The following is a 25,230-nucleotide window of genomic DNA, read 5'->3' on the forward strand; positions in this document are numbered from 1 at the left end:
ACTTACCACTTGATTAGGATTGCGCCCCAGGTGAAGCCCCCGCCTACGGCTTCCAGCAGGATATTTTGCCCGGGCTTGATACGTCCATCGCGCACGGCCGTGTCCAATGCCAGCGGAATCGACGCGGCCGACGTGTTGCCGTGCTTGGCGACGGTCACCACGACGTTGTCCATTTCCAGCCCAAGTTTCTTGGCCGTAGCTTCGATGATCCGGATGTTCGCTTGGTGCGGCACGAGCCAATCGATGTCAGTGCCGACCATTTTTTGATCCTCCAGCACCTCTTCAACTACTTCGCTTAACACTTTGACTGCAAACTTGAATACGGCCTTGCCGTCCATCGAGACCAATGGGTCGGACTTCAACATGTGGCGATGGACACCATCGGCATGCAGCTTGGCTGCAACGACGCCGGGTTCATCGGAAGCGCGCAGTACGACAGCGCCCGCACCGTCGCCGAACAGCACGCAAGTGGTACGGTCGTTCCAGTCCAGCAAGCGGGAAAATATTTCCGCACCCACCACCAACGCCGTTTTGGCTTGTCCGCCGCGAATATAAAGGTCTGCCGTGTTCAGTGCATAGACGAAACCGCCACACACAGCCTGCATGTCAAAGGCCGCCCCGCCGTTCTTGATGCCAAGTTTGTCCTGCAAGATACAGGCAGTACTGGGGAACGGCATATCCGGAGTCGTAGTCGCCACGATGATCAGATCGATCTCGTCGACGCTGATACCTGCGGCTTCGATCGCGTTGCGGCTGGCTTTCAGGGCCAAGTCGCTGGTCATCTCGTCATCCGCGGCGAAACGCCGTTCGACGATACCGCTCCGGGTGAATATCCAGTCATGTGAGGTTTCGACCATCTTTTCAAGGTCGTAGTTGGTCAGTACCCTGGCTGGCAGATAACTGCCGGTGCCGATGATCCTGGAAAAAGTCAAATCGCCTCTCCTGCAGTTTGTTGGCGTGCGTGATGCCATTTTTCGACGTGTTCGCTGATGTGATTCAGCATCCCTCCGCGTGCTTCTTCGGCTGCGCGTTCGATGGCACACAGGAAGGCAAAGGAATCGGCGGAACCGTGGCTTTTCACCACAATACCTTTCAAGCCCAGAAAACTGGCGCCGTTATAGCGGCGGTGATCCAGTCTGTGCTTGAAGGCTTTGAGTACCGGCATGGAGACCAGCGCCCCCAGTTTGGTGAACCAGTTCTGGCTGAAACCCTCTTTCAGGAAACCGCCCATCATCTTGGCCACGCCTTCGGCCGTTTTCAGAGCGACGTTGCCCACGAATCCATCGCATACCACCACGTCGGTAACACCCTTGAAGATGTCGTCTCCTTCCACGTTGCCGTAGAAATTGAGGTCGCTGGCCTGCAACAATTCGCCAGCCTGTTTCACCACCTCATTGCCCTTGATGTCCTCGCTGCCGATATTCAGCAGACCAACCGTGGGCTGGTCCTTGTGTTCCAAGGCGGATACCAAAGTACTACCCATGAGAGCGAACTGCAACAGATGTTCGGCAGTGCAATCCACATTAGCGCCCAAGTCCAGCATACAGACCTGGCCGTTGACGGTGGGCAAAAAGGAAGCAATAGCGGGACGGTCGATACCTGGCAAGGTTTTCAGCACATAACGCGCGGTCGCCATCAATGCACCGGTGTTGCCGGCGCTCACGCAAGCCGACGCCTCGCCATTCTTGACGAGATTGATGGAAACACGCATGGAAGAGTCTTTTTTGCCGCGCAAGGCAGACTGCGGCGATTCATCCATGCCTACAACTTCGGTCGTGGCATGAATACGCAGACGTGCACGATCAGCAAAGCCAAGTTTGCTCAACTCAGCTTCGATAGCTTCGGTCAGGCCGACCAGTACCACTGTATCGTCAAGATGTTTCTTCAGGTAAGCGACAGCCGCAGGAACGGTTACCCGTGTCCCGTGGTCGCCGCCCATGGCATCAATAGCTATCGTGATATCCACTGGGCGATCCTCTTGGGCGAGAAATGGAGAGTTCGGCTCCCGCAAGATGGAGAGCCTCGCAAAGTGCCGAAGGACTTATTCGCCCTTGGTCTTGACGACTTTCTTGCCGCGGTAGTAGCCGCTGGGGCTGATGTGGTGACGCAGGTGCGGTTCGCCAGTGGCAGGCTCAATAGCCAGTGCCGGATTGGTCAAGAAATCATGCGCGCGGTGCATCCCACGTTTGGACGGGGACTTCTTATTCTGCTGAACAGCCATTATCTACTCCTCAAAAAACTGATTATTTCTTTAATCCAGCCAGTACCGCGAACGGATTGACTTTCTGTTGTAAATTACTCGCTGCCGGAACACATTCTCCTTCAGGATGCCTGGGGGCGAATGGCAAATCCAACAACAACTCTTCTTCGATCAATGCCAGCACATCCAGCCTGGGTTCGGCTTCAATGGCATCCATCTCATCATCATCTTCTTCAGCCTCATCCAGCTTGTCTGCCGGAAGCAACCAAAGCTTCGAGACCAAGCTAACCGGGTATTCCAGTTCACTCAGGCAACGCTGACATTTCAAGGTACACGTCCCTTGCAGGGCAACCTCAAGCATGTCTCGCCCCTCTTCTTGGTAGCCGCGTACTATATAAGTCAGCAACCCGTCCGAATTCGCCAGCCTATCGGCCAGCCTGGACAGCGCTGACACCGCTATCTCGCCGCGCATTTCCTTGCCGTTTCGGGCAAAGTCCACGCTGTCTATGAAAGGCCGTGCAAACATGAGGCGCGCATGATATATATTCCGACCTCCCCTGTCAAAGAAGCCGTAAAGGAACATCTTGAATTCACAGCTGCTTGTCCTAGCATCAACCTCTATATATAGGAGCGAACTGCTTACCACCCTGCAAATCCCGTTCCAGACCGCAGCTCCCGATGTCGATGAAACTCCCCTTCCCGGCGAAAGCGCCGAACAGACATCGTGGCGTCTATCGCAGACCAAAGCGCAAGTTGTAGCCAAGCGCTTTCCCGGCGCCCTGATCATCGGTTCAGACCAGGTAGCCTTGCTGGATGGGCAACAGATAGGCAAGCCGCTGAGCCACGACAATGCCGTACGCCAATTGAGTGCAATGCGCGGCAAGACCGTGACCTTCTACACTGCGCTGACCTTGTTGAACACCGCCAACGGTGAGATGCAGACCGATGTCGCCATTACGAATGTCGGTTTTCGCAACGTGAGCGACGGAGAAATCGAGCGTTATCTCAAGAAGGAACAACCCTACCACTGCGCAGGGAGCGCTAAATCCGAAGGCTTGGGTATCGCCCTGATCAGCCGGATACAGGGCGATGATCCAAATGCACTGATCGGACTGCCCTTAATCCTGCTGGTTGGTATGCTTGAAAAACAAGGAGTTAGAGTATTGTAACCATTAGCAAAAATATTTTTGTTGCGACTGAAATTTCTTTCTGGTATTAAAGCGCGCTTGAAAAATTTAGTACTACCTTGGAGATCGACTTAATGCCTGTACAAGCTACCAAAACATCTGCGCCTTATAAGGTCAAAAAAGGCGAGGAGTACATGAGCCCCGACCAGCTTGAACACTTCCGCGGTGTTCTGAATGGAATCAAGCTGGGGCTGAGCCAGGATATCGACCGTACCGTTCACACCATGCAGGACGAAGCAACAGTGTTCGCCGACCCGAATGATCGCGCCAGCCAGGAATCGGATATGAGCCTGGAATTGCGCAACCGTGATCGCGAACGCAAACTGATCAAGAATATCGACAAGATGTTGGGCCGGATTGATGCTGGCGATTATGGCTACTGCGACAAGTGCGGAGTTGAAATCGGCCTTAGCCGTCTGGAAGCCCGCCCTACTGCAACTTTATGCATCGACTGCAAGACCCTGGATGAAATCAGAGAACGGCAAGTCGCGAAATAAGACCCCAAGGAATCAGAAAACAAAAATCCCTGCCATTGCGCAGGGATTTTTTTGTGCTATGCGAAAACTTTGGAGGCGCGACCCAGAGTCGAACTGGGCTAAATGGATTTGCAATCCACTGCATAACCGATTTGCTATCGCGCCGTTTGGCAATTTGCATACTAGCAAAAATTATGGGAAAGCCTGAAGGCTTTCCCAAGTTATTTGGAGCGGGAAAAGAGACTCGAACTCTCGACCTATACCTTGGCAAGGTATCGCTCTACCAACTGAGCTATTCCCGCAAAAAACGAAGTCCGCATTATAAGGATATCGAACTTTGTGTCAAGAAAATCTGCAAGGATATTTTGTTTTGTTCCATCTTCGTCGGCGTCTGTATAATGCGCCGCTCATCAATTTCGGAACCAGTATACCGAAATGCGCCTATCAGCCCGAGTGGTGAAATTGGTAGACACAACAGACTTAAAATCTGTCGACTTGAAAAGGTCGTACCGGTTCAATTCCGGTCTCGGGCACCAAATATCAAGCAAATACGCGAGTGACACTCCCATCCGCTAAAGCGAATGGGTTTCCTCATCAGGGAACGGCCAGACTGGCTCTGGCGGAGCCAACGCGGCTTTCCTCGCGGTAGCCTCGGCTTTTTTTAGCGCTGCTGCAGTCTTCCTCGCCGCAGCTTCTTCCTGCGCAATCTGCTTTGCCTGAGCAGTTGCCGCCTTGCGTGCATCAACTTCTGCTTTTCTGGCAGCTGCCAGTTCCCGCGCAGCTAATTTTGTCTGTTCTGCAGCCAGTTTGCTTGCCGCTGCAGCCTCTTGTGCGGCGACCTTTTTAATTGCTGCTTCAGCCTTCCTGATTGCCGCAGCATTCAGGGCGGCCTGTTTTCTGGCTTCTGCTTCAGCTTTTTTCTCGGCAGCGACTTGTTGTGCAATCAGCTTGTGCGTTTCGATTTCTGCCTTTTTCAATGCAGCAGCTTCTGCTGCGGCCTTGGCTCTTGTTTCCGCCTCAGCCTTTTTGGCCTCAGCCTGAGCTTTTTTAAGGGCCACGGCTTCTGCGGCAGTTTGCTTCCTTGCTTCTGCTTCGATTTTCTTGGCCGCAGCAGCTCGTTGCATGGCAAGCTTCTTGGCTTCAGCTTCTGCTTTCTTCAGTGCAGCGGCTTCTTCGGTGGCCTTCTTCTTGGCATCAGCTTCAGCTTTTTTGACTGCTGCAGTTTGCTGCGCAGCCAATTTGCGTGCTTCGGCCTCACTTTTTTTCAACGCAGCAACTTCTGTTGCAACTTGTTTCTTTACTTCTGCTTGAGCCTTCTTGGCCGCTATTGCCTGTTGCATATCCAACTTTTTAACCTCAGCTTCTGCTTTCTTTATGGCAGCGGCTTCTTCTGCCTCTTTTTTTCTGGTTTCCGCCTCGGCTAATCTGGCCGCAGCTGCCTCCTCTGCGCGCTGCTTTGCCTGTATTTTTGCCAACTCTTTTGCTGCCGCGACTTCATGTGCTGCTAGGAATTTAGCAATTCTGGCTGCTTCTGAATCCGCACGAACCTTTTCACCGGCTTCCTGGGCGGTGTGCATTGCCTGCTCGGTCATGGATCGATTTTCAACAGCCGCCTTATAAGCGGCTCGTGCCTGGTTTGCAGACTCTTCTTTTTCAGTAGCGATAACCTGTTTTTCTTCCAGTGTGTGTTTGGCTTGCGCTGCCGCCTGATCGGCGGCGAGCATGAGCTTATTAGCCAGAGTTAATTTCTTTTCTGCAGCCACTGCATCTCTGGCGGCGCGAATCTCATCTGGTGTCAATTTAATCTTCTTCACCTCTAACATCTAAATCTCCTCAATTAAAACATTAATAAGCTCAGGCACATACCGGGATAATTCAATTGAATTTCAAATAATTCCGTTGAGTCAAAATCCATCACTTGCGATGCGCTCGTGACGATGCATTCATTATTGTTCAAGTATTGGTGAAGATACAGAACGAACGTTCTGTTGTCAATTTTGGCTACATATTTTGGCTAAAAAAACTGGCTGCAAAATATTATCCGGCTGATATGTAGTTCATGATCCCGATATCGCATTTTGGGAAAGATCCGATTTTTTGCTATTCGCGCTTCAATTTCTCACGGTGCATTCGTTCGGGATTGCGGCGCCTTTTTTCTTCACCAACCCTTTTTTCCTGCACCCTCTCTCTGCGTCGTTCAATGCGCGCATTACTGCTTTTACGATTACGTTCGCTCTCCATATTACGCAAAGGCTGCCTGGTGCGTTCCAATTGATTCTGGTGCATATCGTTGCGCTTTTCCAGTAACGTACTGCGCCCTTGCCCGCCTGCATTTCCGCGTTTTTCACGGATTTGTTTGAAGCGGTTGCCTTGAGTCTTGATGCGATTTTCGCGCATGGTCTCAAGGCGACTGCGCATGTATTCTTTTCTGGGCTGGATACGTTCCTCGATCTTCAACCTTCGCATCGCCAGAAAGCGCGGGTGTTGCGCCAGAAAGAAGGGGGCAACCGCTCTGCCTTTCGGAGCAAAGGCAAATTTTCCCGGTGTCACTTCGGCCACGCCTTGGGGGGTTTTCAGTACCGTAGCGCCTTCATTGACATTATCGTAGGTTCCGGGTTCATCGCCATTGCCGTTGTCGATCACAGTAGTCTCATGGTCGGTGCCGCGGATGCCAATCGTGGCGGTAGGGGTGGTGATGCGATAAGCAGAGTTATTATATTTTCCGACCCAGCCGGTAATCGAGCGAACTGCCCCTTTGAGCAGCGACATGAATATCTTGTCCGAGGAATTTCCATCGGCCTTGTATTCATCCACGCGAAATACTGTATTAGGACGGATGGCAATGATTCCGCCATCCTCCGTAACCAGATGAACCTCGCCTTCAGGGCCTGAAGTAATGGTTTGTCCTTCGTAGATACTTAGTCCGACAGTCACGGCGGCAGATTTGCCGGACTGATCATCTACATTAGCGCTACCGGAAAGCGCATCAACAGTGCCAAACAGTTCCGCGGAATATGCGGTACTGCAAATGACTAGTGTTGCCAGGAATACTAAAGATTTTCTCAAGGATACCCTCCTCCTGCTATCCCGATTGATCGAGTCTTGACCTGGATATTCTAATCGAAACCCGGTCATGCCTGGCTAACCGGCCATTCTGACACTAACCAATCAGGCCAATACTTAACCAACCTTTTACATAAGTACGGCAGATCCAATGGCTCACGATCCCACCAGACTGGCTGCAATATTGATCGTCATGCCCAGGATGGCCGCATTGAACAGAAAACTGAGTATCGATTGTGCAAGTACAGTTTTGCGCGTTGATCGCGTCATCACCGAGACATCCGATGTTTGCGCGGCTACCGCAATGGTGAAAGAGAAATACAGAAAATCCCAATAATCCGGGTTCTCTTCGTTATCGGGAAAACGAAGTGCCCGATGTTCTGCGGGTGACCGGTAAAATATACGTGCATAGTGAAATGTGAAAAGAATCGCTACGAGGCACCATGAACCGAGTATGGTCGCGCCGGTAAATGCGTAGTGAATCATACGACTGGAAAGAGCCAGATCCTTGACAGTTGAAAGCTCCAGAACAATTGCAGCAAGACTGACTACCGCCGCGACCGACATGATGGCCAGAATAACAACCGCGCTTTTATCCTCCTGCTCTGCAAGCATCCGGACCCTGGCATGGCTTGCGCGCATCATCAGCCACCCAGTCAGGCAAAGATAAAACCAGACCGTCACATTCCAACCTACCAGTATCCGCGCAACAGCACTCCATTGCGAAGGGATGATCGATCCGACACTGATGCCAGCAATGATCGAAATAATCAGTCGCGGGCGATTGCGGACAATTTGATGAACAGTATGCATGGGGTGACTGCTCCTACGGCTGAGACGCAGGCTGCCCACTACGCGAGCCACAACCAGTTCTGTACGATCTGGGTTTGCATGGCCACGATGGGCTGGGACGAACAGTCCTGCCGCCTTGGGTTTTAAAATGACTTCGTTACGGATATTGACGCAGCATCGATATCGCGATCATGCCTTGTTCCGCAGACTGTGGATAGTCAATACCTGTCTGAAAGCGACAAATTTTTTTAACCATTATTCAACAAGAGCAGGGTTTTCTGGATGAATCCCCAAATGGGGAAATGCGCGGGCATGCGTTCAATCACGGCAATCAGTCGTTGCCAAGGTACGATGCCTTCCATCTTGATGGGAAATATGTCTCTTAGCGTGCGTTTCTACTTGCTTGATAAAAACCCAAGCCAGCTTTGCTTCTTGGATTCGCTCGCAATTCGGACGAAAAATCTGCGCTTCGTTAGAAGTCAGCGAACGTGTTTGATATCGCAAATTCAAAATGCAGAATCAAAGAAGTGATGATTATCCGTTTGATTATTGGCAGAAAAATAACGCCTCAGACAACTTTAACTTGCATCAACTCCTTGCCATCCGGGTCGGTAAGATGCACCGCACAGGCGATGCAAGGATCGAAACTGTGGATTGTGCGCAGGATCTCGATCGGCTGTTTCACATCATACAATTGATGTCCCTTCAATGCTGCTTCGTACGGTCCCTGATTTCCCTGGGCATCGCGCGGTCCGGCATTCCAAGTGCTGGGTACGATAGCCTGATAGTTGTCGATCTTCTGATCCTTGATGACGACCCAGTGTGAAAGTGCGCCGCGGGGTGCCTCCGTGATACCGACGCCTTGGGCATGGCTAGGCCACGTCGAAGGTTCCCATTTTGATTCGTTGAAGGTTTTAACGTCGCCAGCTTTGATATTGGCGACCAATTGATCGTACCAACCCTGCATCGCATCGGCGATGATCTTGGTTTCCAGCGTGCGTGCCGCAGTGCGTCCTAGAGTCGAATAAAGCGCCAGTACCGGCACATCGAGTTTCTTCAGCGTCATGCCGACCAGTTCCTTGGTCTGCTCATGTCCGGAGGCATATAACATCAACACGCGCGCCAGCGGGCCAACTTCGACCGCCCTACCCTTCCAGCGCGGCGACTTCATCCAGGAATAATCCTTATCCACATCCAGATGCTCGTACGGTGGCTTCGGCCCTGTGTAGTCGAGCTTGGTCTCGCCCTTATAGGGATGCAACCCTTGCTCCTTGCCTACCGAATAGTCATACCAGGCATGGCTGACGAATTCCTGTATCTCTCCTTCCGCATTCATATCGATGGGATGTATCTTGCTCAGATCGCGATCCAGTATCACCCCTGTGGGAATCATGTATGAAGAGGGATCGGACATACCCTTGGCAGGAAAATCGCCGAAGGTCAGGAAGTTGCCAACACCTTCACCCTGTTTGAACCAGTCCTTGTAAAAACCTGCAATGGCCAGTGTATCCGGCACATAGACCTGGTCGACGAATTCGCGCATCTGGTTAATCACGTTCTGTACCGTTTGCAGTCCAACTTCATTGAGCGCGGTACCGGAATTTCCTCCATGAAAATGCGGGCCGTTGCCCTGCCCCGGGTGGTTCGGGTCAATGCTGATCGCGCACGGCACACCGCCGACCAGAAACATCGGATGCGGATTCTTGCCGCCGAACACGGCATGCAGTTTCACCACATCGCGCTGCCAGGCCAGCGCGTCCAGATAATGCGCAACAGCCATGAGGTTAGCATCGGGCGGCAACTTGTAGGCCGGATGCCCCCAGTAGCCGTTGGCGAAAATACCTAGCTGACCGGCATCTACAAAGCCTTTCAACTTCTTCTGCACATCGCTGAAGTAGCCCGGCGACGATTTGGCATAGCCCGACAGACTCTGCGCCAGCGCAGATGTTGCCTTGGGATCAGCCTTCAGCGCGGAGACTACATCCACCCAATCCAGCGCGTGCAAGTGGTAGAAGTGCATCACATGGTCGTGAATAAATTGCGCGCCTATCATCAGGTTGCGAATCAACTGTGCATTGCTCGGCACCTCAATCTTCAGCGCGTTTTCAACGGCACGCACCGAAGCAATGCCATGCACCAGCGTACACACCCCGCAGATGCGCTGCGCAAATGCCCAGGCGTCGCGCGGGTCGCGCCCCCTGAGGATGATCTCAATACCGCGCACCATGGTGCCCGCACTGGAGGCTCTTGTGATGCGGTTGTTCGCGTCGGTTTCCGCCTCGATGCGCAAGTGGCCTTCGATGCGGGTGATCGGGTCAACTACGATGGTTTGCGTCATGTCGTGTTCCTCAAACGTTCAAAAATTCCGCCAGAATGCGGTATTGCGCTGCGCTTTCGGCGTTGTCGGTGCCGCGACCGGCAGCGATGTTCTCGCTGGTTCGCGCCATGCGCGCATGCATCGCGGCATTCCACGCCGGGCTGTTCCCGGGTTCGACAGGCTTGAGGCTGGCTAACGCCGCTTGCGCAACAAAATGTCCGGCCTGACTATTCCAGTCGCACTCTTTTCCGCACTGGGTAAAACTGTCCACGCTGGCTTTTTTGGCTGCCTGAGATGCAGCCGCGAGCTCGTCTTCGGTAATATCCGCGCGCTTGGCTGCATTGATTGCGCTTTTAACCCTGACGTCGTTGCTCAGCACCTGCACGTTTTCTGCAAAACGCGCCGCGACCAGGCGCTGCCCTGCCCTGGACAGTTTGCTCAAGGCGTCCTTGAAATCGCTGTCGTTATCGATGGCCATCGTCTATTCTCCTTCCGTCAGGTGATCGGCGATCATCTCGGTAAGCCCTACCACTGGAATATTCATGTGGTAGTGCTCCAATCCTTCCTCCAGCACGATGCGGCAATTGGCACAGGCAGTCACCAGAGTCTTCGCGCCGGTCTCTTCCAGTTGCGATTTCTTCTTCTTGAACGCCTGCAGTCGTAATGGTTCTGCTTCTTCGATAGCACTCACGCCACCTCCGCCTCCGCAGCACCAGTTCATCTGTCCGTGGTCGGTCGTATCCACAAAATTCTTCGCCACCATCTTCAGCAGGTTGCGCGGTTGCTCCAGTACGCCTCCGCGCCGCACCAATTGGCAAGGGTCGTGGAAGGTGAGCAGCGCATCCTCGAAACCCGTGGTCTTCAGCAGCCCGGCGCTGCGAAAGCCGTCCAGCACTTCCAGGATATGCAGTACGTCGAAGGTATACGGACGCCCCACCAGATTGGGGCCTTCCCAGCGCAATGCCGTATAGGCGTGGCCGCACTCTGGGCTGATCACCGTTTTGACCTTGAGCTTTTCCGCACCGTCGACGATGCGCTGCACGAGTATCTTCGCAATGTCGGAAACACCGATCTGAATTCCGCTGTTTGTGGCTTCGAATGCGTCAGAGCACAGCGTCCAGGTCTTGCCGGCCTGCTTCATGATCTTGGCTACCGCGGCAAGGTATTCCGGGAAGTTGATGATCTCCATCGAGGACATCAGTACCAGGTATTCCGCCCCCGCCACATCCAGCGGGATCTCGATGCCGGTGTCCGCCTGCACATGCTTCATCTGCGCCTTCACCGCAGGCAGGCGTATGCCCATGGGACTGCCGATCTCTACAGAACGCGTGCTTGCCCCGATCAAATCGGCCGGAGCGTGGCCTGAAGCGGCCATGCCTTCACGCATCTTGCGGATCATGTAAGTCATGTCGTTGCCTACCGGGCACACCATGGCGCAACGTGAGCACATGGTGCAACTGTTGTAAACGAGTGGTTTCCATTCCTCAAGTTCTGCATCGGTGACCGGCTTGGACAGGCCGAGCATTTTTCCCAGCTTGCCCAGCAAAGTATATTCCTGCTTCCAGACGCGGCGCAGCGGCTCAAGTTTGTGGATGGGCGTGTATTGCGGGTCGCCGGTTTCCGTGTAGAACAGACAAGCTTCTGCACACAGTCCGCAATGCACGCAGCTTGAAAAAAAACTGGCGATCGGTGCATCGATCACTTCCTTGAAGGCATTGATGCCTTTGGCGAGGTTCACATTCATATTGATGCCTCCTTTCGACCGGCAGTGCTCCACGAACTTGAGAGTCGGCCTCCGGCGTCACTCGCGGACGCTCTCATCCCCACTACGCGGGGCCCCTGATCGCTGCTCATGACTCGGCCTCTTGTCGTTTCGGCTGTGATCCTCAATTTCGGGCGTCGGCCTCTGGCGTCACTCGCGGACGCTCTCATCCCCACTACGCGGGGCCCCTGATCGCTGCTCATGACTCGGCCTCTTGTCGTTTCGGCTGTGATCCTCAATTTCAAGCGTCGGCCTCCGGCGCCACTCGCGGACGCTCTCATCCCCACTACGCGGGGCCCCTGATCGCTGCTCATGACGCCACCCCCTTTCGTCCGAAAATATCGCCGTTGTACCAGCGCGAAATGAACAAAGAAAAGGTGTGGAACAGTTTGGTGAATGGCAGCAGTACGAGCAGCAACTCGACCGAGAATAGATGCAGCGACAACATCAGGGTGTATTCCACAAACAGGTGGTGGTAAGCCATGTAGCCGGTCAACAGGGGGAGGAATGTCACCGCCCAGGCAACATAATCACCAATGCCTGACAGCATACGTTTCACCGGATTGTTGAGCCGGTGCGCCAGCAGTACCCCTAAAGCCACCATCGCCGCCACTACCGATGCATCGACCAGCGGTGTCGGAAGATTCGGCCAGCGCAGTCCCGTCATGCTGCGGAAGAATTCGATATGCGGAGCCAGGAAGAAGATGACCAAAAACAGTCCCAAGTGAAAAGCATAACCGCTGATATAGGTCACCGGATCGCGTTTCAACATCCCTTCCGCCGGTAATGACCGGGTAAATACGGTGCGCCAACCGCTGCCGGGCGAGTTGGCGCGAGGCTTGGAAAGATCGGCTTTGCGACCGAGGCTGAATATCTCGAACAGGCGCAATACGACACCAGCTGCAAACAACATCAACGCCCAGTTCAACGCATTACCGCGCGCGAAAGTCAGAAGTTCAAGATGGTTCATTTTCCCTCCCGCGCTAGATCCTGCACCATCACTGTTTCGTGAGACGCTTTGGCCGCAGCTTTGGTCGAACGATTGTGCCAGGTGATGGCCACACCGGCAGCTGCGCCGGCTGCGACAGATGCACCCAGCATCGCAGTTGTTGCCGAGACCGGCATCGATAATGCTTTGTAGAATGGGCCTGCGTCCCAGAACTTCGGCTCCGAGCAGCCGATGCAGCCATGACCGGATTCGATGGGGAAACTTGTACCGTCATTCCACTTTGTCGTCGCACAGGCATTGTGGGTCACCGGCCCCTTGCAACCGAGCTTGAACAGGCACCAGCCATTCCTCGCTGCCTCGTCGTCGAAAGTCTCCGCGAACTTGCCCTGATCGTAGAATGGGCGGCGATAGCAACGGTCATGGATGGTCTCGCCGTAGAAGGATTTGGGCCGGCCCAGTGCATCCAGTTCGGGTATCCCGCCAAAAGTCAGGAAGTGGGCCAAAACACCGGTCATCACCACAGGGATGGGCGGACAGCCCGGCACGTTGATGATGGGTTTGTCCTTGACGATGTCGCTCACCGAAACGGCGCCCGTCGGATTTGGATCGGCCATGGGAATGCCACCGTAAGTCGCGCAAGTTCCTACCGCCACGATGGCTGCCGCGCCTTTGGCGGTTTCCACCAGCATATCGTGATTGCTAATCCCGGCGATGACGGAATAGCCGGGATTGCCCATCGGGATCGAACCGTCGACGATCAACAGGTACTTGCCCTCGTTGTCCTTCATCGACTGCAAGCGGGCATGCTCGGCAGCCTCTCCGGAAGCAGCTTGCAGCGTATGGTGATAATCGAGGGAGATCATGTCGAAGATCAGGTTTTCCAGCGTCGGCGAATGCGAGCGAGTAATGGACTCTGTACAGCCGGTGCATTCCTGAAACGAGAGCCAGATCACGGATTGCCGTCGCGCTTTACTGATGGCCTCTGCCATCACGCTGGCCATCGCTGGCGGCAATGCCAACAACGCCGCCAACGAGGTACAGTATTGGAGAAATTCGCGTCGGGTTACCCCGCGCTGTGCCAAACCCTCACCCACTGTCCCAGGCAATATTTCCGTCTTCTGCGTTTTTTTCATGTCAACTCCCTGCGTTCAATGAACCACGGAATGTGCGAGAAATTTCGCGCGACCGATTTTGCTTACTCAACTCACCCCATAAATACTTGCTGTGACCGACTCCCTGCGAAACGCCTGATTATTTCAGATGCGGTGCTGCATATTTCCGGCAGAGCTGCTGCTACCGAAGGTGTCAACGCATCTCCCCATCCAACAAAAGCTGGCTGAACACCTATCAGCGCGCGCTGTTGCGGCCAGTATCCGGTCAGGAGCGAGATGGCGCGCAGATCGAGCAATCCGACTTCATGCACGGTACTCTTCCGGTTCTCACCCAGAAAACGGTCCATTTCTTCGCCTTCGAAACTGTGCATCGTACCCGGCAATTCACCAAGTTCGGCCGCATCGATCACCAGCAGTGCGTCGCATTCGCTGATTGGTACAGCCAGCGTAAAAGACAACGTACCACCGTCGATAAAATCCATGTCCTCGCTCGTGCCGAATCGTGTTTCCAGTTCGTTCATGGCAACAATACCCACCCCTTCATCGGCGAGCAACGTGTTACCAATTCCCAGAACAAGTATCCTCATGCTGTCTGCTCCGGCTTGAACGGCAGGGACGGCGCAATATCAGGCAACTTTGAGGTGGTTGAGAAAACGGGGAAGTATGCATCCAGATTGGTCTCACCCTGCATAGCTGCAGCAAGACCATCGAGCGCCAGGTTAATCTCGTCGGCAAGTTGAGGAGTGATTATTTCGCGAGCCTGTCCCAGAGTTGCGTAGACCCAATCGCCGGGAGAAAGCTCCTCAAGTAAAAGCGCATTCAGCCGTTCACGTCGACCACGTCCTTCGCACCAGGCGAATGCGCCATCGACTTCGATAACATGCATGGGTATGCCAATACACATAATTGAGCATCCTATCAGCAATACGTGACAATGACATGACCCATAAGGGTAAGACTAACGTCTCTGTCGTATCCGGATAAAGTTCCAGCGTATGTATTCTGCTTTAACGATAGTGAGTTACCTTCTTAACTCCTTTCAGATACAAGTCGACAACGAAGGAACCTGAGAAAATAGTACGATATTATTGATTGACCATCTATTGCATATATCGATTTTCTACCTTGTTATTGACATCGCCCATCAAGAGAAAAATACCGACGCTACTCAACATTGCACTTATTCTAAATTCACCAGATACAATTAGTCGGGTATTTTGAATAAATCTTGTAACGTGAGAATCAATGCAAATAATATGTTATAAAAATAATAAGGAGGATGTCATGTTCAAACTGCCTATGGTAATCATCTATATGATCATCGCTTTCAACATCACCGCGTTTACTGCGATATTGCTATTAAATGTGCTGATCATCAATTCACTTATCGCCAAAATAATTGCATGCACATTGACAATCGGCGCTTGGGTTCTGGCATATATCAATCGGGACAAGGTTGTGACAATTTTTTGATTAAACGCCATGACAGCCTCGCTAGTTTGTCCAACAAATCGGCAGCACATTCAATGCCGAATCAAAAGGAGGTAAAGCATGAATCCGATTGCTCAAGCATTCGGCATAGGAATCGTACTAGGCATCATTCTTTTTTTTATACTTGCGCGTGCCGGCTTGATTGATAAATTGCTTTCATCAATGGACAAATGGTTCAAATAGGATTGACCGCCATATATAAATACTTTCCCCGTGCACTAGTCATTGCATAACGCTGGTACAGTGGCAGACGTCACACTTTATTCGGACTGTGAATACAAATCATGCGTGTTGCAATCATCGGTTCCGGTCCTTCCGGTTTCTACGCTGCAGAGGCGCTGCTCAAACGCACCGATGAAGTAGTGCATGTCGACATGTTCGATCGCCTCCCAACTCCGTATGGTCTTGTGCGTGGAGGCGTCGCGCCAGACCATCAGAATATCAAGGCAGTCACCCGCATTTACGAAAAGACCGCTGCACGCCCGACATTCAGGTTCTTTGGGAATGTTCGCCTCGGAAAAGATCTGACGGTGGATGACTTGCGTCGGCACTACCATCAGATCGTCTACGCCGTAGGTAACGAGGCCGACCGTCGACTCGGCATTCCGGGAGAAGGCGTACCCCGCTGTACACCCGCAACAGTCTTCATCGGCTGGTATAACGGGCATCCGGATTACCGTCATGCAAAGATCGATTTGTCGGTATCGCGCGTTGCAGTGGTGGGCAATGGCAATGTTGCTATCGACGCTGCACGGATTTTATTGCGAACACCCGCCGAACTTGAGAAAACAGATATTGCCGCGCACGCTTTGGAGGTTCTTCGTAAGAGTCAGGTGCGCGAAGTTTTTATTCTTGGCCGGCGCGGCCCCGAACAGGCTTCATTCACTTCGGTTGAACTTGAAGAGCTCGGCGAGATGGAAGATGCGGAACCTGTCGTCGCTCCAGGCGAACTTGTCGGCTTGATTATTCCGGAAGCCGCGCGCAGTAAGCAGCAGCAAAAGAATCTTAAAATTCTCCAGTCCTTTGCTGAGCGTCCACTTGGCACTAAATCCAAGAAACTTCACCTGCGATTTCTCGTCTCTCCGACAGAGGTAATCTGCGGTCCTGACGACGGCGTGTCGGGCCTCAAGCTCGAGAAAAACCGACTTGAGATGCAAGCAGACGGCACGGTTGCCGCGCGCGGTACCGGCGAAATTGAAGCTCTTGAAGTCGGAATGGTGCTGCCTGCAATCGGATTCAGCGCCGAGCGCATTTCCGGGGTTCCATACGACGAAAAAAAGCGGGTCATTGCCAACGAGGATGGACGGGTCATCGACCCCGTCAGCCATTTAACGATCCCCAATGAATACGTCGTCGGCTGGGCACGCACCGGACCGCAGGGCCTCATCGGGTCGCACAAGGGCGCATCAGCGCATGTTGTTGCACACATGGTAACCGATGGAACCGGGCTCGCAGAAAAAGTGCTTCCAGATCCTGAGGCAATCATCAATTTGTTGCACAAGCAGGGAGTGCAGGTAGTTTCATTCAATGACTGGAAACAACTCGATGATGTGGAAGTGGCACGCGGAGTGCGGCGCGAGTCTCCGCGCGACAAAATCGTTGATGTGGAGATAATGCTTTCTATCCTCGGCCAGCATTAAGGAATTTTTGCCCGGTTGGGTGGAGAATATAAATTGTGTTTCGGTCTTTATTGTTATCAGGTTGATTTCGGTTTCCGTTGCTCCGGTCGAAGTCTTGCCGCGAGCAGCTCATCGCCCGTATCTGCATCTATCACTTCGCCGTTCGCATTCTCCAACGGCTGCTCGTAATCGTTCCAGCCGCGCACCCCGGTCTTGAGCGAAACCACGTTGGTATACCCCATTAGCAGCAGCGTATCGGCAGCCAGTATCGAACGCTTGCCGGAACGACAAATGATTACGATCTCCTGTTCTCGCCGGGCTGCCAATTCCGGCACGGTCTCGTCGTAATCCCATTCGCAGGATTGCTCCAGCACGCCGCGCGGGACATTGATTGAACCTGGAATACGCAGCATGGCGAACTCAGAAGGTTCGCGCACATCGAGCAGCAGAGGTTTGTTGCCTGCAGCAATCGCTCTGCTCAAATCCCAGGGCATGATCTCCTTCACACGAAGAAGTGCTTCTGCAATCAAGTCGTCATAGCTTCCCATTCTATGTATTTCCATTTTTTTATTTGAACGAATCAAGTGCTGCCATAAATGAACTGAATTATCCGAAATTCGCGGGTGTGAAACAAACATTTTGAAGGAAATGAATTTTCACACTAGCTTGCGGTGGTGCCCGATAAAGGTTGCATTGCCGGACTTTGAATCACCGCTCTGTTCGATGCCAGGAGCATATACATGGCCGGTACCACGAACAGTGTAAACAGTGTGCCAATCGACAGCCCGGTGAATATAACGAGGCCCATGGCATGGCGTCCGGCCGCACCGGCACCGAAGGCTATTACCAGCGGCACCACACCGAATACCATCGCGGCCGTCGTCATCAAAATGGGGCGCAAACGTATTACCGCCGCCCCTACAATAGCCTCAAGTTTGCCGAGGCCGGTGCTACGCAACTGATTTGCCACTTCAACTATAAGAATTCCGTGTTTGCTAATCAGGCCCATGAGCGTCACCAGCCCCACCTCGGTATAGATATTCATTGAAGAAAAGCCGAGGAAAATAAATATCATGGCACCGAACAAAGCCAAAGGCACCGATACCAGAATTACGACAGGATCTCTGAAACTTTCAAACAGGGCCGCCAGCGCGAGAAATACAATAATGACTGCGAACAGCATGGTCGCCAGAAAGCTACCGGACTCTTGCATGTATTGTCGCGACTGGCCGGCGTAATCCACTGTGTAGCCGCTGGGTGCCACCTGATTGACGGTGTCGCGCATAAATTGCAGTACATCACCTTGCGACGACCCTGAAACGCCTGACAGCGTCACCGAATTCAGCTGCTGAAACCGTGTGATGGATTCCGCCACTACGCTATTTTTCAGGCTGGCTACTGTGCTTAGCGGAAACATTCCGCCGCCGGGTGCCTTGATATAGTAATCCAGTACCTGCGACGGGTTAAGACGGTCTGTTTGCAATACCTGCGGAATCACCTTGTAGGAACGTCCGCCAATGGAAAAATAATTGACATAGCCGCCGCCCAGCGCCGAGCTGAGTGCATTCCCCACATCCTGCTCAGTCATGCCCAGCGCGGTAACCTTTTCATGGTCTACAACAACGGTAGCTTGCGGTTTGTCAATTTTCAGATCGGCATCGATGAAGTAGAACTTGCCCGAGGCTTTCGCCTTTTCCAGCACTTGCTGAGCCATTTCGTTGAGGATTTCAAAGGGCTCGGTCGTGGTAATTACAAACTGCACCGGCAGGCCGGAAGAACCGGGCAAGGGCGGGAACTGAAAAGCAGCCACGCGAGCACCGGCCACTTTGTTCCAGCGCGCCTGGAGATCTTGTTGAATCTGATGGGCGCTGCGCGCACGTTCTTCCCAAGGCTTAAACAGTACGCCACCAATTCCCGCGTTCAGTGTTGGGACACCGGTCATCTGAAACATTTGACTGTATTCAGGCATGCTCTTGCCTATTTTGAAAACCTGGTCGGCGTAGGTTTGCATCTGGTCAGCCGTTGCTGTTGGCGAACCAACAACCTGCGACAAAACGATGCCCTGATCTTCTTCCGGAGCCAATTCCGAGTTCGACATCTTGAACATCACTATCAGCACAACAAGCAACAGTCCACCCATCACTATCAAGACCGGCCATGTTTTAAGCAACCCGCGCAACACCTGTTCGTAAATCTTGCGGACCTTTTCGAAAACCGTGTCAATCGCATGTACAAAACGGCCACTGTCCTGTTCCGGTTTAAAAAAGCGCGAGCACATCATGGGCGATAGCGTAAGTGCGACAACACCCGAGACCGCCACCGCTCCTGCGAGCGTGAAGGCAAATTCCGTGAACAGCGCACCGGTCAATCCGCCCTGAAAGCCGATGGGTACATACACCGCAATCAACACAACGGTCATCGCCAGAATCGGACTTCCAAGCTCCCTGGCCGCGATCAATGCCGCGTTCAATGGAGACGCGCCTTCTTTCATGTGGCGATCGACGTTTTCAACCACGATAATCGCATCATCAACCACCAGGCCGATAGCCAGCACCAGAGCCAGTAAAGTGAGAAGATTGACGGAGTAGCCCAGCATCAGCATGATAAAAAAAGTGCCTATGAGCGAAAGCGGCATCGCGATGACCGGTACCAATACCGCGCGGAAGCTGCCAAGGAACAGATAGATCACAACGGTGACGATCAGCAGCGCCTCGACCAATGTTTTGATCACCTCATTGATAGAGGTATTGATGAAATCAGTAGAGTCATAAACGATCTGACCGGTAAGCCCCGTTGGCAATTGGGTGCGGATGACGGGGAACGCATCACGTACGTGTTTCGCAACATCGAGAATATTTGCTGCCGGCGCAACCTTGATGCCGATAAACACCGAGCGCACGCCGTTGAATGCAACGTTGAAGTCGTAGTTTTCCGAACCCAGCGTTACCGTTGCCACGTCTTCCAGATGCACGATGGCATCCCCATTTTGCTTGACTGCAAGCTTTTTGAATTCATCCACCGTATGCAGATCGGTACCCGCAGTCAAGGGAATGGTGACCATTTGGCCTTTGCTGGAACCGAGCGCAGCAAGAAAATTGTTGCTCACCAGGGCCGCACTGACATCGGCCGCAGTAATGCCATGTGCCGCCATCTTGTTGGAGTCAAGCCATGCACGCAATGCAAACTGACGGGCGCCAAGAATTTCTGCAGTCTGCACACCTTCGACAGAGTCCAGCTTGGGTTTAACTACGCGCAATAGGTAATCGGTAACGTTGTTTGTCGGCAAAGTATCACTGTAGAAGCCAATGTACATGGCATCTGTCGTTTGTCCGGTTTGCACGGTTAATATGGGCACCTGCGCCTGGACGGGAAGCTGATTCTTGACCGAATTGACCTGGGTATTGATTTCGGTCAGTGCGCGGTTGGCATCGTAGTTCAACCGCAGAGTTGCGGTAATGGTTGAAATTCCACTGCTGCTGGAAGAAGACAAATAGTCGATGCCTTGCGCCTGCGCGATGGCAGATTCAAGCGGTTGGGTAATAAAGCCCGCGACCGTCTGTGCGTCAGCGCCATAATAGGCTGTCGACACCGTTACCACCGAATTCTGTGTGCGCGGATACTGATTGATTGGCAAATTGAACAACGAACGCAGCCCGAGTACGACAATGAACAGACTCACTGTGGTAGCCAGAACAGGCCGGCGAATAAAAAAATCAGTGAAGTTCATCTCAATTCCTCAGTGTTCTTGCGGAGTCGGATTGGGGCTATTGGCCGGTTGTACCGAATTGTCGACAACAATGGGGGTTCCGTTCTTGAGCTTGATCTGCCCGCTGGTAACCACCATCTGCCCTTCATGCAGACCGCTCGTGATGGCAACCTGATCGCCGCGAGTATCGCCCGTAGTGACGAAAGCCTGTTGTACCTCCAGGCTCTCAGCCTGTTGCGGGGTGGCAGGCGCGCCATTTTTGGCCGCGGCGGGTTTGACAATAAATACGGTGGAGCCATAGGGGTTATAGGTGATTGCAGTCTGCGGCAGAGTCAGATAATGCTTCTTCTCGCCAACATCAACCGTGACATTGGCAAACATTCCGGGCAGCAACTGGTGTTTCGGATTGGCAATGGTCGCTTGAATCTGGACGTTGCGTGTGGTCGTATCCACTTTCGGGCTGATCGCGGTAATTTTGCCGTGAAATATCCGGTCTGTATAAGAGTCGCTGCTGGCATCAATCACCTGGCCGACGGACAGTGCACCGACTTGCCGTTGCGGTAAATAGAAATCAACATAAATTGGGTCAATGGCTTGCAAGGTGACGATCTTATCGCCGGGGTTCAGATACTGTCCCGGATTTGTGGTGGTGATTCCAATTCGGCCTGTGAAAGGTGCACGTATGGTTTTTTTCGCGACCAGGGCTTGTTGTTGCGCAACTTGTGCATCCTTGCTTTTCAGGTCTGCCGTATCGTTGTCGACCTGCGTCTGACTGACTGCCTGGGCCGCCAATTGTGCCTGATCACGTTTCAAGGTAATCGCGGCGAGATCCGCAGCGGCTTGCAGCGAAGACAGCTGCGCAATTTCCAAATCGGCATTAAGCTGCGCCAGCACTTCGCCAGCTTTTACATCCTGTCCGGATTTGAAATTCACCGTGCGTACCTGACCGGCTACTTCACTGCTGATATCCACGCCATGCACCGCCGTTAACGTCCCCACCGATGAGAGCTGCGGCTGCCATTCCAGTGCAGAAACTACCGCCGCAGTTACGGTTTGCGGTCCGGGTTTTGGAGAATTGGCGATCAATTCTTTGATGTGCAAGAAAAAACCTAAAGCCAGCGCAGCTATAAGCACCAGCACGCAGCCCAGCATAATTAACATTCGCTTGGTCATAATTGTCTCTTTGAAAAACAGCTTACAAATTAGATACATTCCTCATCAGGCCGAAAAACCAAAAACTACGCGCCTGGTCAATCGAGCAGCCTAATCCTTGCCCACGGCGCCTTTGGCTGCTGCGGAATCTTCTTCAGTTCGATTCCACCAGCCCCCACCCAATGCTGTGAACAAGGCGGCCGTATCGGCAAGCCGTGCGGACTGGGCAACCACAAGGTTGATATGGGTCTGCTGATAACTGCGCTCTGCATCGAGCAGTGCCAGATAACTGGTGCCGCCCAACTGATATTGACGCCTGGTTATCTCCAACGACTCGTGCGCCAATGAATCGGCATTTGCCTGCGCATTGAGTGTGGTTGCATCGGCATCAATCGCTCGCAGGTTGTCTGCAACATTCTGAAACGCGGTCAAGACGGTCCAGCGATATTGAGCTTCTGCCTGATCATAAGCGGCTTTGGCAGCACGGCGTTTTGCACTAAGCGCACCGGCGTCGAAGATCGGCTGCGTCAGCCCTGCACCAAAATTCCACACAGTACTGCTTGCACCAAAGTTGCCCAGCTGCATGCGTTCTACGCCATAACTTCCGGTCAGATTGATTTGCGGATACTGATTGGCTATAGCCACACCCAGTTGGGCGTTGGCCTCGTGCAACAGTGCTTCGCTGGCGCGGATATCAGGCCGTTGACGCACCAGAGACGAAGGCAGTGAGACTGGCAGATCCCGGGGCAGTTGCAGGGAATCAAGCTGAAATTCCGGCAGGCCTGTTTCGCTGGGGAGTTTGCCCACGTAAACCGCCAATTGATGGCGTGTTTGCGCCAGTGATTTCTCCAGCGGTGCAAGTTGAGCATTCGTCTGTGCTACCAGGGTAGCCTGCGCAAGCTCTACGGAGCGGGTAACCGCGCCCAGGGAAAGCTGCTTCTCAATAATTTCCAACTGCTTCTGTTGTGCCTCCAGAATATTTCGTGTTGCTTGCAATTGCGCCCGCAATGAAGCTTCCTTGATTGCAGTCGTCACGACATTGGAGACCAGCATCTGGTAGGCGGCCTCAAGTTCAAACTGCTGGTAGTCAACCTCGGCCATCAGGTTTTCAAGTTGACGGCGTGACGCACCGAATACATCCAGCGTATAAGAAACATTGACAGAGGCGTTATAGAGATTGAAGTCGCTGGGGGTAACACTCACGATCTGTGCCCGCTCCCGGGTTGCTCCGAGTTGGCCGGTGACCTTAGGGTATTGCAGCGCACCTGACTCGGCATTGAAATTTTCCTTGGCCTGACGCAAGGATGCCTGTGCCGAAGCAAATGTGGGGTTTTGTTTAAGCGCGCTACGAATCAGTTGATCCAGTGCATCGGAATGAAATAATAGCCACCATTGCGCGGGCAACTCGCTTCCATAAACAATATGCTGGGCAATGCCCGTATTGCCAATCTCCTTGTTTGTCACCGCTTCGGTCGTTGCGGGCAACTCCGTGGAACCATACACGCTGCCGGTAGCCTGTGGCGCCGATGGTGATTTGAAATCCGGGCCGACAGCACAACCTGAAAATGCCAGACTGATCATCAGACCCAAGCTGAGCCGGGGCAGCGCCAGGTACAAGCGCCTATTAAAGAATTGCCCTTCCTTTACGCTTGTGAACATGTCCGACATTCTATCCCTACAATAATCGACACCGAAATTCTCCTTGCTTTAAGCATTGTCTTCATAGTTGACGAAAATTTTCATATCTAAGCACGCTTAAATTAGCAGTGGCATCAAACCAAGTACAGCCAAACCTGACAAGAATGCCAAGCTCATTGTGCCTGTTTGGCGGGAAGAAAGGACAAAAGCATAAATGCCTTTGACAACATTGTTGCTGGATGCAGCAATCAGGATGCTGGATGACGCCACATGTAACGGCGTGAGTGTTGGCGTAGCCTGAGTCAGGCCCATGATGAATGGATCCACATCGGTTACGCCCATAATAGTCGCAAGTGTGTAGACGCCCCTCTCCCCCAGATACACGATTGCAAAGTGAGTTGCTATCAACATAACCACAAAGAGCAGTGCGAAGAGAAGCGCTGCACTAATTTCGAGCGGGTTCTTGGGTTCGGATTCACTAATCAACTTTAAATCGTTCGCATCCCTCCGCTTTGACCACAGCCAGCCGATACCAACGGCAAGCCCCCCAACCCTACAAAGGGGATAGACAATTTTGCCATTAATTCCTGATTGAATAGCGCCAGTAAGACGGCCAGGCGCAGGTACATCATTCCCGATGCGATCAGTATCCCACCGGAAAAAAGATGGGGTTGGTTTTCACTCTTCGACCTTCTGGCAAGCGCCACTGTCGCAACCGTGGACGAATACGCACCGCCGAGAAACGCCGCAAGGATGAAGCCGCCTTGCCCTTTGGTCAATCTTTGAAGCACATAGCTGCCATACGAAACAGCGCTTACCGCCACAACAACAAGCCATGTCTTAAAGAGATTAATCTGGAATTGACTGAATGGGGTGTCGGGCAACAAGGGCAGAATGACGGAAGAAAGGAGCAGGAATTTGGCAAAAGTAAGAATGTCAGTTGTCTGGATGCGCTTCGCCAAACTTTCCAGTCCAGCCTTAAGTTCAAGCAGGATGATGCTTGACACTGTAAGCGTAGTGGCGATCCAGAACATCTGGTGATAAATAAGGGAGCCCACCAAATAGGTGGTCAGTCCGGACATCTCGGAGGCAACACCAGAATATGTGGAAGTGGTGAGTTTATGCCAATAGGAAATCATCAGAAAACCTGCCACAACTGCAAAACCCAGAGCCTGTGGCAAGAGTTCTCCTCCGGACAACAGTCCCATAGAATAGCCGATAAGCCCAATCAACGGAAAAGTACGCACTCCCCCGAATGAGTAATGGCCTTCATTGTCCTTGCGTTCTTCACGCTCAAGCCCAATAAGAAATGAGAGAAACAGCACGAAAAGAACTTGCACCCACTCGGGGGACATCCATTCCAAATATTTCATGACGTATCTAAAAGAGGGTGAGAGTCAACTCACAATGTCTTCCATTCTACCCACGGCTGTGAAGAATCTCACGGGCATGCGCAAAATGATACGTTGATGTCATCTTCAAGTTTCGACAAGGAATTGGATAACCAGCCAACCTCACCCTATGAAAGTCAGTTCCTGAGACGATTCTGAGGCAAATAAATGGCAAAAAGAGGAGAAATTAGACAGAAATCGGCAACCAAAAAAGCCCGCAAACCCATTGACTACGGGCTTTATGCTGAGGGACTGATGGCAGGCCCAGAAGGTAAACATTGCTATGCTTCTTTGAGCACTCACGCTAAGGTATTTTAGACACCCATCAGCGAAAACTCGGAATTTACATACTTACAACTATAGAGTGGAATCACT

The 25,230-nt window shown here is 52.6% G+C and carries 23 protein-coding genes, 3 tRNA genes and 1 pseudogene; 6 read left to right on the top strand and 21 right to left on the bottom strand.

Annotation, left to right across the window (positions count from 1 at the left end):
- Window positions 1-2: 2 nt before the first annotated feature.
- The 4 genes from QOY30_RS08650 to QOY30_RS08665 all read right to left on the bottom strand — a co-directional run bounded on the left by QOY30_RS08650 (window position 3) and on the right by QOY30_RS08665 (window position 2,726).
- Entirely contained in the window at window positions 3-932 is a 930-nt protein-coding gene (locus QOY30_RS08650; RefSeq protein WP_283744221.1) for a beta-ketoacyl-ACP synthase III, read from the bottom strand.
- Complete coding sequence (gene plsX / locus QOY30_RS08655) at window positions 929-1,966, bottom strand: phosphate acyltransferase PlsX (RefSeq protein WP_283744222.1); 1,038 nt, start codon at window positions 1,964-1,966, stop codon at window positions 929-931. The genes QOY30_RS08650 and plsX overlap by 4 nt, the downstream gene beginning before the upstream one ends.
- A gap of 75 nt (window positions 1,967-2,041) precedes the next feature.
- Window positions 2,042-2,221 (bottom strand): 50S ribosomal protein L32, encoded by a 180-nt coding sequence (rpmF, locus tag QOY30_RS08660; RefSeq protein WP_283744223.1) that lies wholly within the window; start codon window positions 2,219-2,221, stop codon window positions 2,042-2,044.
- A 22-nt stretch (window positions 2,222-2,243) separates the two neighbouring features.
- A complete protein-coding gene (locus tag QOY30_RS08665) occupies window positions 2,244-2,726 on the bottom strand; it encodes a YceD family protein (protein ID WP_283744224.1) in 483 nt (160 codons plus the stop codon).
- 58 nt (window positions 2,727-2,784) lie between these two features.
- Here QOY30_RS08665 and QOY30_RS08670 point away from each other — a divergent pair, with 58 nt between their 5' ends.
- Complete coding sequence (locus QOY30_RS08670) at window positions 2,785-3,369, top strand: Maf family protein (protein WP_283744225.1); 585 nt, start codon at window positions 2,785-2,787, stop codon at window positions 3,367-3,369.
- A 92-nt stretch (window positions 3,370-3,461) separates the two neighbouring features.
- Window positions 3,462-3,884 (top strand): RNA polymerase-binding protein DksA, encoded by a 423-nt coding sequence (gene dksA, locus QOY30_RS08675; RefSeq protein WP_283744226.1) that lies wholly within the window; start codon window positions 3,462-3,464, stop codon window positions 3,882-3,884.
- 70 nt (window positions 3,885-3,954) lie between these two features.
- On the opposite strand, the gene QOY30_RS08680 is transcribed toward dksA, so the two are convergent.
- Together QOY30_RS08680 and QOY30_RS08685 are read right to left on the bottom strand one after the other, a co-directional pair.
- Window positions 3,955-4,028: transfer RNA gene (locus QOY30_RS08680), tRNA-Cys, on the bottom strand.
- 61 nt (window positions 4,029-4,089) lie between these two features.
- A tRNA-Gly gene (locus tag QOY30_RS08685) sits at window positions 4,090-4,165 on the bottom strand.
- Between the two features lie 145 nt (window positions 4,166-4,310).
- On the opposite strand from QOY30_RS08685, the gene QOY30_RS08690 reads away from it, so the two are divergent.
- A tRNA-Leu gene (locus QOY30_RS08690) sits at window positions 4,311-4,399 on the top strand.
- 36 nt (window positions 4,400-4,435) lie between these two features.
- On the opposite strand, the gene QOY30_RS08695 is transcribed toward QOY30_RS08690, so the two are convergent.
- The 10 genes from QOY30_RS08695 to QOY30_RS08740 form a co-directional block, all read right to left on the bottom strand.
- Window positions 4,436-5,686 carry a hypothetical protein gene (locus QOY30_RS08695; RefSeq protein WP_283744227.1) on the bottom strand — a complete coding sequence of 417 codons (1,251 nt, stop codon included), beginning with the start codon at window positions 5,684-5,686 and terminating at the stop codon, window positions 4,436-4,438.
- A gap of 277 nt (window positions 5,687-5,963) precedes the next feature.
- Window positions 5,964-6,998, bottom strand: coding sequence for a FecR family protein (locus tag QOY30_RS08700; RefSeq protein ID WP_283744228.1), 1,035 nt, complete (start codon window positions 6,996-6,998; stop codon window positions 5,964-5,966).
- An 84-nt stretch (window positions 6,999-7,082) separates the two neighbouring features.
- A complete protein-coding gene (locus QOY30_RS08705) occupies window positions 7,083-7,739 on the bottom strand; it encodes a DUF1345 domain-containing protein (protein WP_283744229.1) in 657 nt (218 codons plus the stop codon).
- Between the two features lie 547 nt (window positions 7,740-8,286).
- On the bottom strand, window positions 8,287-10,056 hold the full coding sequence (locus tag QOY30_RS08710) for a nickel-dependent hydrogenase large subunit (protein WP_283744230.1): 1,770 nt from the start codon (window positions 10,054-10,056) through the stop codon (window positions 8,287-8,289).
- 10 nt (window positions 10,057-10,066) lie between these two features.
- A complete protein-coding gene (locus QOY30_RS08715) occupies window positions 10,067-10,513 on the bottom strand; it encodes a hypothetical protein (protein WP_283744231.1) in 447 nt (148 codons plus the stop codon).
- Between the two features lie 3 nt (window positions 10,514-10,516).
- Window positions 10,517-11,779, bottom strand: coding sequence for a (Fe-S)-binding protein (locus QOY30_RS08720; protein WP_283744232.1), 1,263 nt, complete (start codon window positions 11,777-11,779; stop codon window positions 10,517-10,519).
- Window positions 11,780-12,107: 328 nt separating this feature from the next.
- Entirely contained in the window at window positions 12,108-12,767 is a 660-nt protein-coding gene (locus tag QOY30_RS08725; protein WP_283744233.1) for a hypothetical protein, read from the bottom strand.
- A complete protein-coding gene (locus QOY30_RS08730; RefSeq protein WP_283744234.1) occupies window positions 12,764-13,879 on the bottom strand; it encodes a hydrogenase small subunit in 1,116 nt (371 codons plus the stop codon). The genes QOY30_RS08725 and QOY30_RS08730 overlap by 4 nt, the downstream gene beginning before the upstream one ends.
- Before the next feature lie 71 nt (window positions 13,880-13,950).
- Window positions 13,951-14,445, bottom strand: coding sequence for a HyaD/HybD family hydrogenase maturation endopeptidase (locus QOY30_RS08735; RefSeq protein ID WP_283744235.1), 495 nt, complete (start codon window positions 14,443-14,445; stop codon window positions 13,951-13,953).
- Entirely contained in the window at window positions 14,442-14,762 is a 321-nt protein-coding gene (locus tag QOY30_RS08740) for a HypC/HybG/HupF family hydrogenase formation chaperone (protein WP_283744236.1), read from the bottom strand. The genes QOY30_RS08735 and QOY30_RS08740 overlap by 4 nt, the downstream gene beginning before the upstream one ends.
- 380 nt (window positions 14,763-15,142) lie before the next feature.
- Here QOY30_RS08740 and QOY30_RS08745 point away from each other — a divergent pair, with 380 nt between their 5' ends.
- The 3 genes from QOY30_RS08745 (at window position 15,143) to QOY30_RS08755 (ending at window position 16,989) form a co-directional block, all read left to right on the top strand.
- Entirely contained in the window at window positions 15,143-15,331 is a 189-nt protein-coding gene (locus tag QOY30_RS08745; RefSeq protein ID WP_283744237.1) for a hypothetical protein, read from the top strand.
- Between the two features lie 78 nt (window positions 15,332-15,409).
- Entirely contained in the window at window positions 15,410-15,532 is a 123-nt protein-coding gene (locus tag QOY30_RS08750) for a hypothetical protein (protein WP_283744238.1), read from the top strand.
- Between the two features lie 101 nt (window positions 15,533-15,633).
- Window positions 15,634-16,989: an FAD-dependent oxidoreductase gene (locus QOY30_RS08755; RefSeq protein ID WP_283744239.1), complete on the top strand. Its 1,356-nt coding sequence runs from the start codon at window positions 15,634-15,636 to the stop codon at window positions 16,987-16,989.
- 56 nt (window positions 16,990-17,045) lie between these two features.
- Here the strand turns inward: QOY30_RS08755 and QOY30_RS08760 are convergent, their stop codons facing one another.
- The 5 genes and pseudogenes from QOY30_RS08760 to QOY30_RS08785 form a co-directional block, all read right to left on the bottom strand.
- Entirely contained in the window at window positions 17,046-17,516 is a 471-nt protein-coding gene (locus QOY30_RS08760; protein WP_283744240.1) for a rhodanese-like domain-containing protein, read from the bottom strand.
- A gap of 113 nt (window positions 17,517-17,629) precedes the next feature.
- On the bottom strand, window positions 17,630-20,695 hold the full coding sequence (locus QOY30_RS08765; protein ID WP_283744241.1) for an efflux RND transporter permease subunit: 3,066 nt from the start codon (window positions 20,693-20,695) through the stop codon (window positions 17,630-17,632).
- A gap of 9 nt (window positions 20,696-20,704) precedes the next feature.
- The gene (locus tag QOY30_RS08770) at window positions 20,705-21,847 is read right to left on the bottom strand and encodes an efflux RND transporter periplasmic adaptor subunit (RefSeq protein WP_283744242.1); all 1,143 of its coding nucleotides are present in this window, start codon (window positions 21,845-21,847) and stop codon (window positions 20,705-20,707) included.
- 90 nt (window positions 21,848-21,937) lie between these two features.
- On the bottom strand, window positions 21,938-23,485 hold the full coding sequence (locus QOY30_RS08775) for an efflux transporter outer membrane subunit (RefSeq protein ID WP_283744243.1): 1,548 nt from the start codon (window positions 23,483-23,485) through the stop codon (window positions 21,938-21,940).
- Between the two features lie 96 nt (window positions 23,486-23,581).
- Window positions 23,582-24,837 (bottom strand): annotated as a pseudogene (locus tag QOY30_RS08785) (MgtC/SapB family protein).
- Window positions 24,838-25,230 lie beyond the last annotated feature (393 nt).

It is taken from the genome of Sideroxydans sp. CL21 (genome assembly GCF_902459525.1).
Taxonomy (GTDB): Bacteria; Pseudomonadota; Gammaproteobacteria; order Burkholderiales; family Gallionellaceae; genus Sideroxyarcus.

Excerpts from the sequence above, each read along its gene's own strand:
- rpmF (WP_283744223.1), bottom strand. The coding sequence starts at position 2,221 with ATGGCTGTTCAGCAGAATAAGAAGTCCCCGTCCAAACGTGGGATGCAC.
- QOY30_RS08665 (WP_283744224.1), bottom strand. The coding sequence starts at position 2,726 with ATGTTTGCACGGCCTTTCATAGACAGCGTGGACTTTGCCCGAAACGGC.
- dksA (WP_283744226.1), top strand. The coding sequence starts at position 3,462 with ATGCCTGTACAAGCTACCAAAACATCTGCGCCTTATAAGGTCAAAAAA.
- QOY30_RS08695 (WP_283744227.1), bottom strand. The coding sequence starts at position 5,686 with ATGTTAGAGGTGAAGAAGATTAAATTGACACCAGATGAGATTCGCGCC.
- QOY30_RS08700 (WP_283744228.1), bottom strand. The coding sequence starts at position 6,998 with ATGACCGGGTTTCGATTAGAATATCCAGGTCAAGACTCGATCAATCGG.
- QOY30_RS08705 (WP_283744229.1), bottom strand. The coding sequence starts at position 7,739 with ATGCATACTGTTCATCAAATTGTCCGCAATCGCCCGCGACTGATTATT.
- QOY30_RS08710 (WP_283744230.1), bottom strand. The coding sequence starts at position 10,056 with ATGACGCAAACCATCGTAGTTGACCCGATCACCCGCATCGAAGGCCAC.
- QOY30_RS08715 (WP_283744231.1), bottom strand. The coding sequence starts at position 10,513 with ATGGCCATCGATAACGACAGCGATTTCAAGGACGCCTTGAGCAAACTG.
- QOY30_RS08720 (WP_283744232.1), bottom strand. The coding sequence starts at position 11,779 with ATGAATGTGAACCTCGCCAAAGGCATCAATGCCTTCAAGGAAGTGATC.
- QOY30_RS08725 (WP_283744233.1), bottom strand. The coding sequence starts at position 12,767 with ATGAACCATCTTGAACTTCTGACTTTCGCGCGCGGTAATGCGTTGAAC.
- QOY30_RS08730 (WP_283744234.1), bottom strand. The coding sequence starts at position 13,879 with ATGAAAAAAACGCAGAAGACGGAAATATTGCCTGGGACAGTGGGTGAG.
- QOY30_RS08735 (WP_283744235.1), bottom strand. The coding sequence starts at position 14,445 with ATGAGGATACTTGTTCTGGGAATTGGTAACACGTTGCTCGCCGATGAA.
- QOY30_RS08740 (WP_283744236.1), bottom strand. The coding sequence starts at position 14,762 with ATGTGTATTGGCATACCCATGCATGTTATCGAAGTCGATGGCGCATTC.
- QOY30_RS08745 (WP_283744237.1), top strand. The coding sequence starts at position 15,143 with ATGTTCAAACTGCCTATGGTAATCATCTATATGATCATCGCTTTCAAC.
- QOY30_RS08750 (WP_283744238.1), top strand. The coding sequence starts at position 15,410 with ATGAATCCGATTGCTCAAGCATTCGGCATAGGAATCGTACTAGGCATC.
- QOY30_RS08755 (WP_283744239.1), top strand. The coding sequence starts at position 15,634 with ATGCGTGTTGCAATCATCGGTTCCGGTCCTTCCGGTTTCTACGCTGCA.
- QOY30_RS08760 (WP_283744240.1), bottom strand. The coding sequence starts at position 17,516 with ATGGGAAGCTATGACGACTTGATTGCAGAAGCACTTCTTCGTGTGAAG.
- QOY30_RS08765 (WP_283744241.1), bottom strand. The coding sequence starts at position 20,695 with ATGAACTTCACTGATTTTTTTATTCGCCGGCCTGTTCTGGCTACCACA.
- QOY30_RS08770 (WP_283744242.1), bottom strand. The coding sequence starts at position 21,847 with ATGACCAAGCGAATGTTAATTATGCTGGGCTGCGTGCTGGTGCTTATA.
- QOY30_RS08775 (WP_283744243.1), bottom strand. The coding sequence starts at position 23,485 with ATGTTCACAAGCGTAAAGGAAGGGCAATTCTTTAATAGGCGCTTGTAC.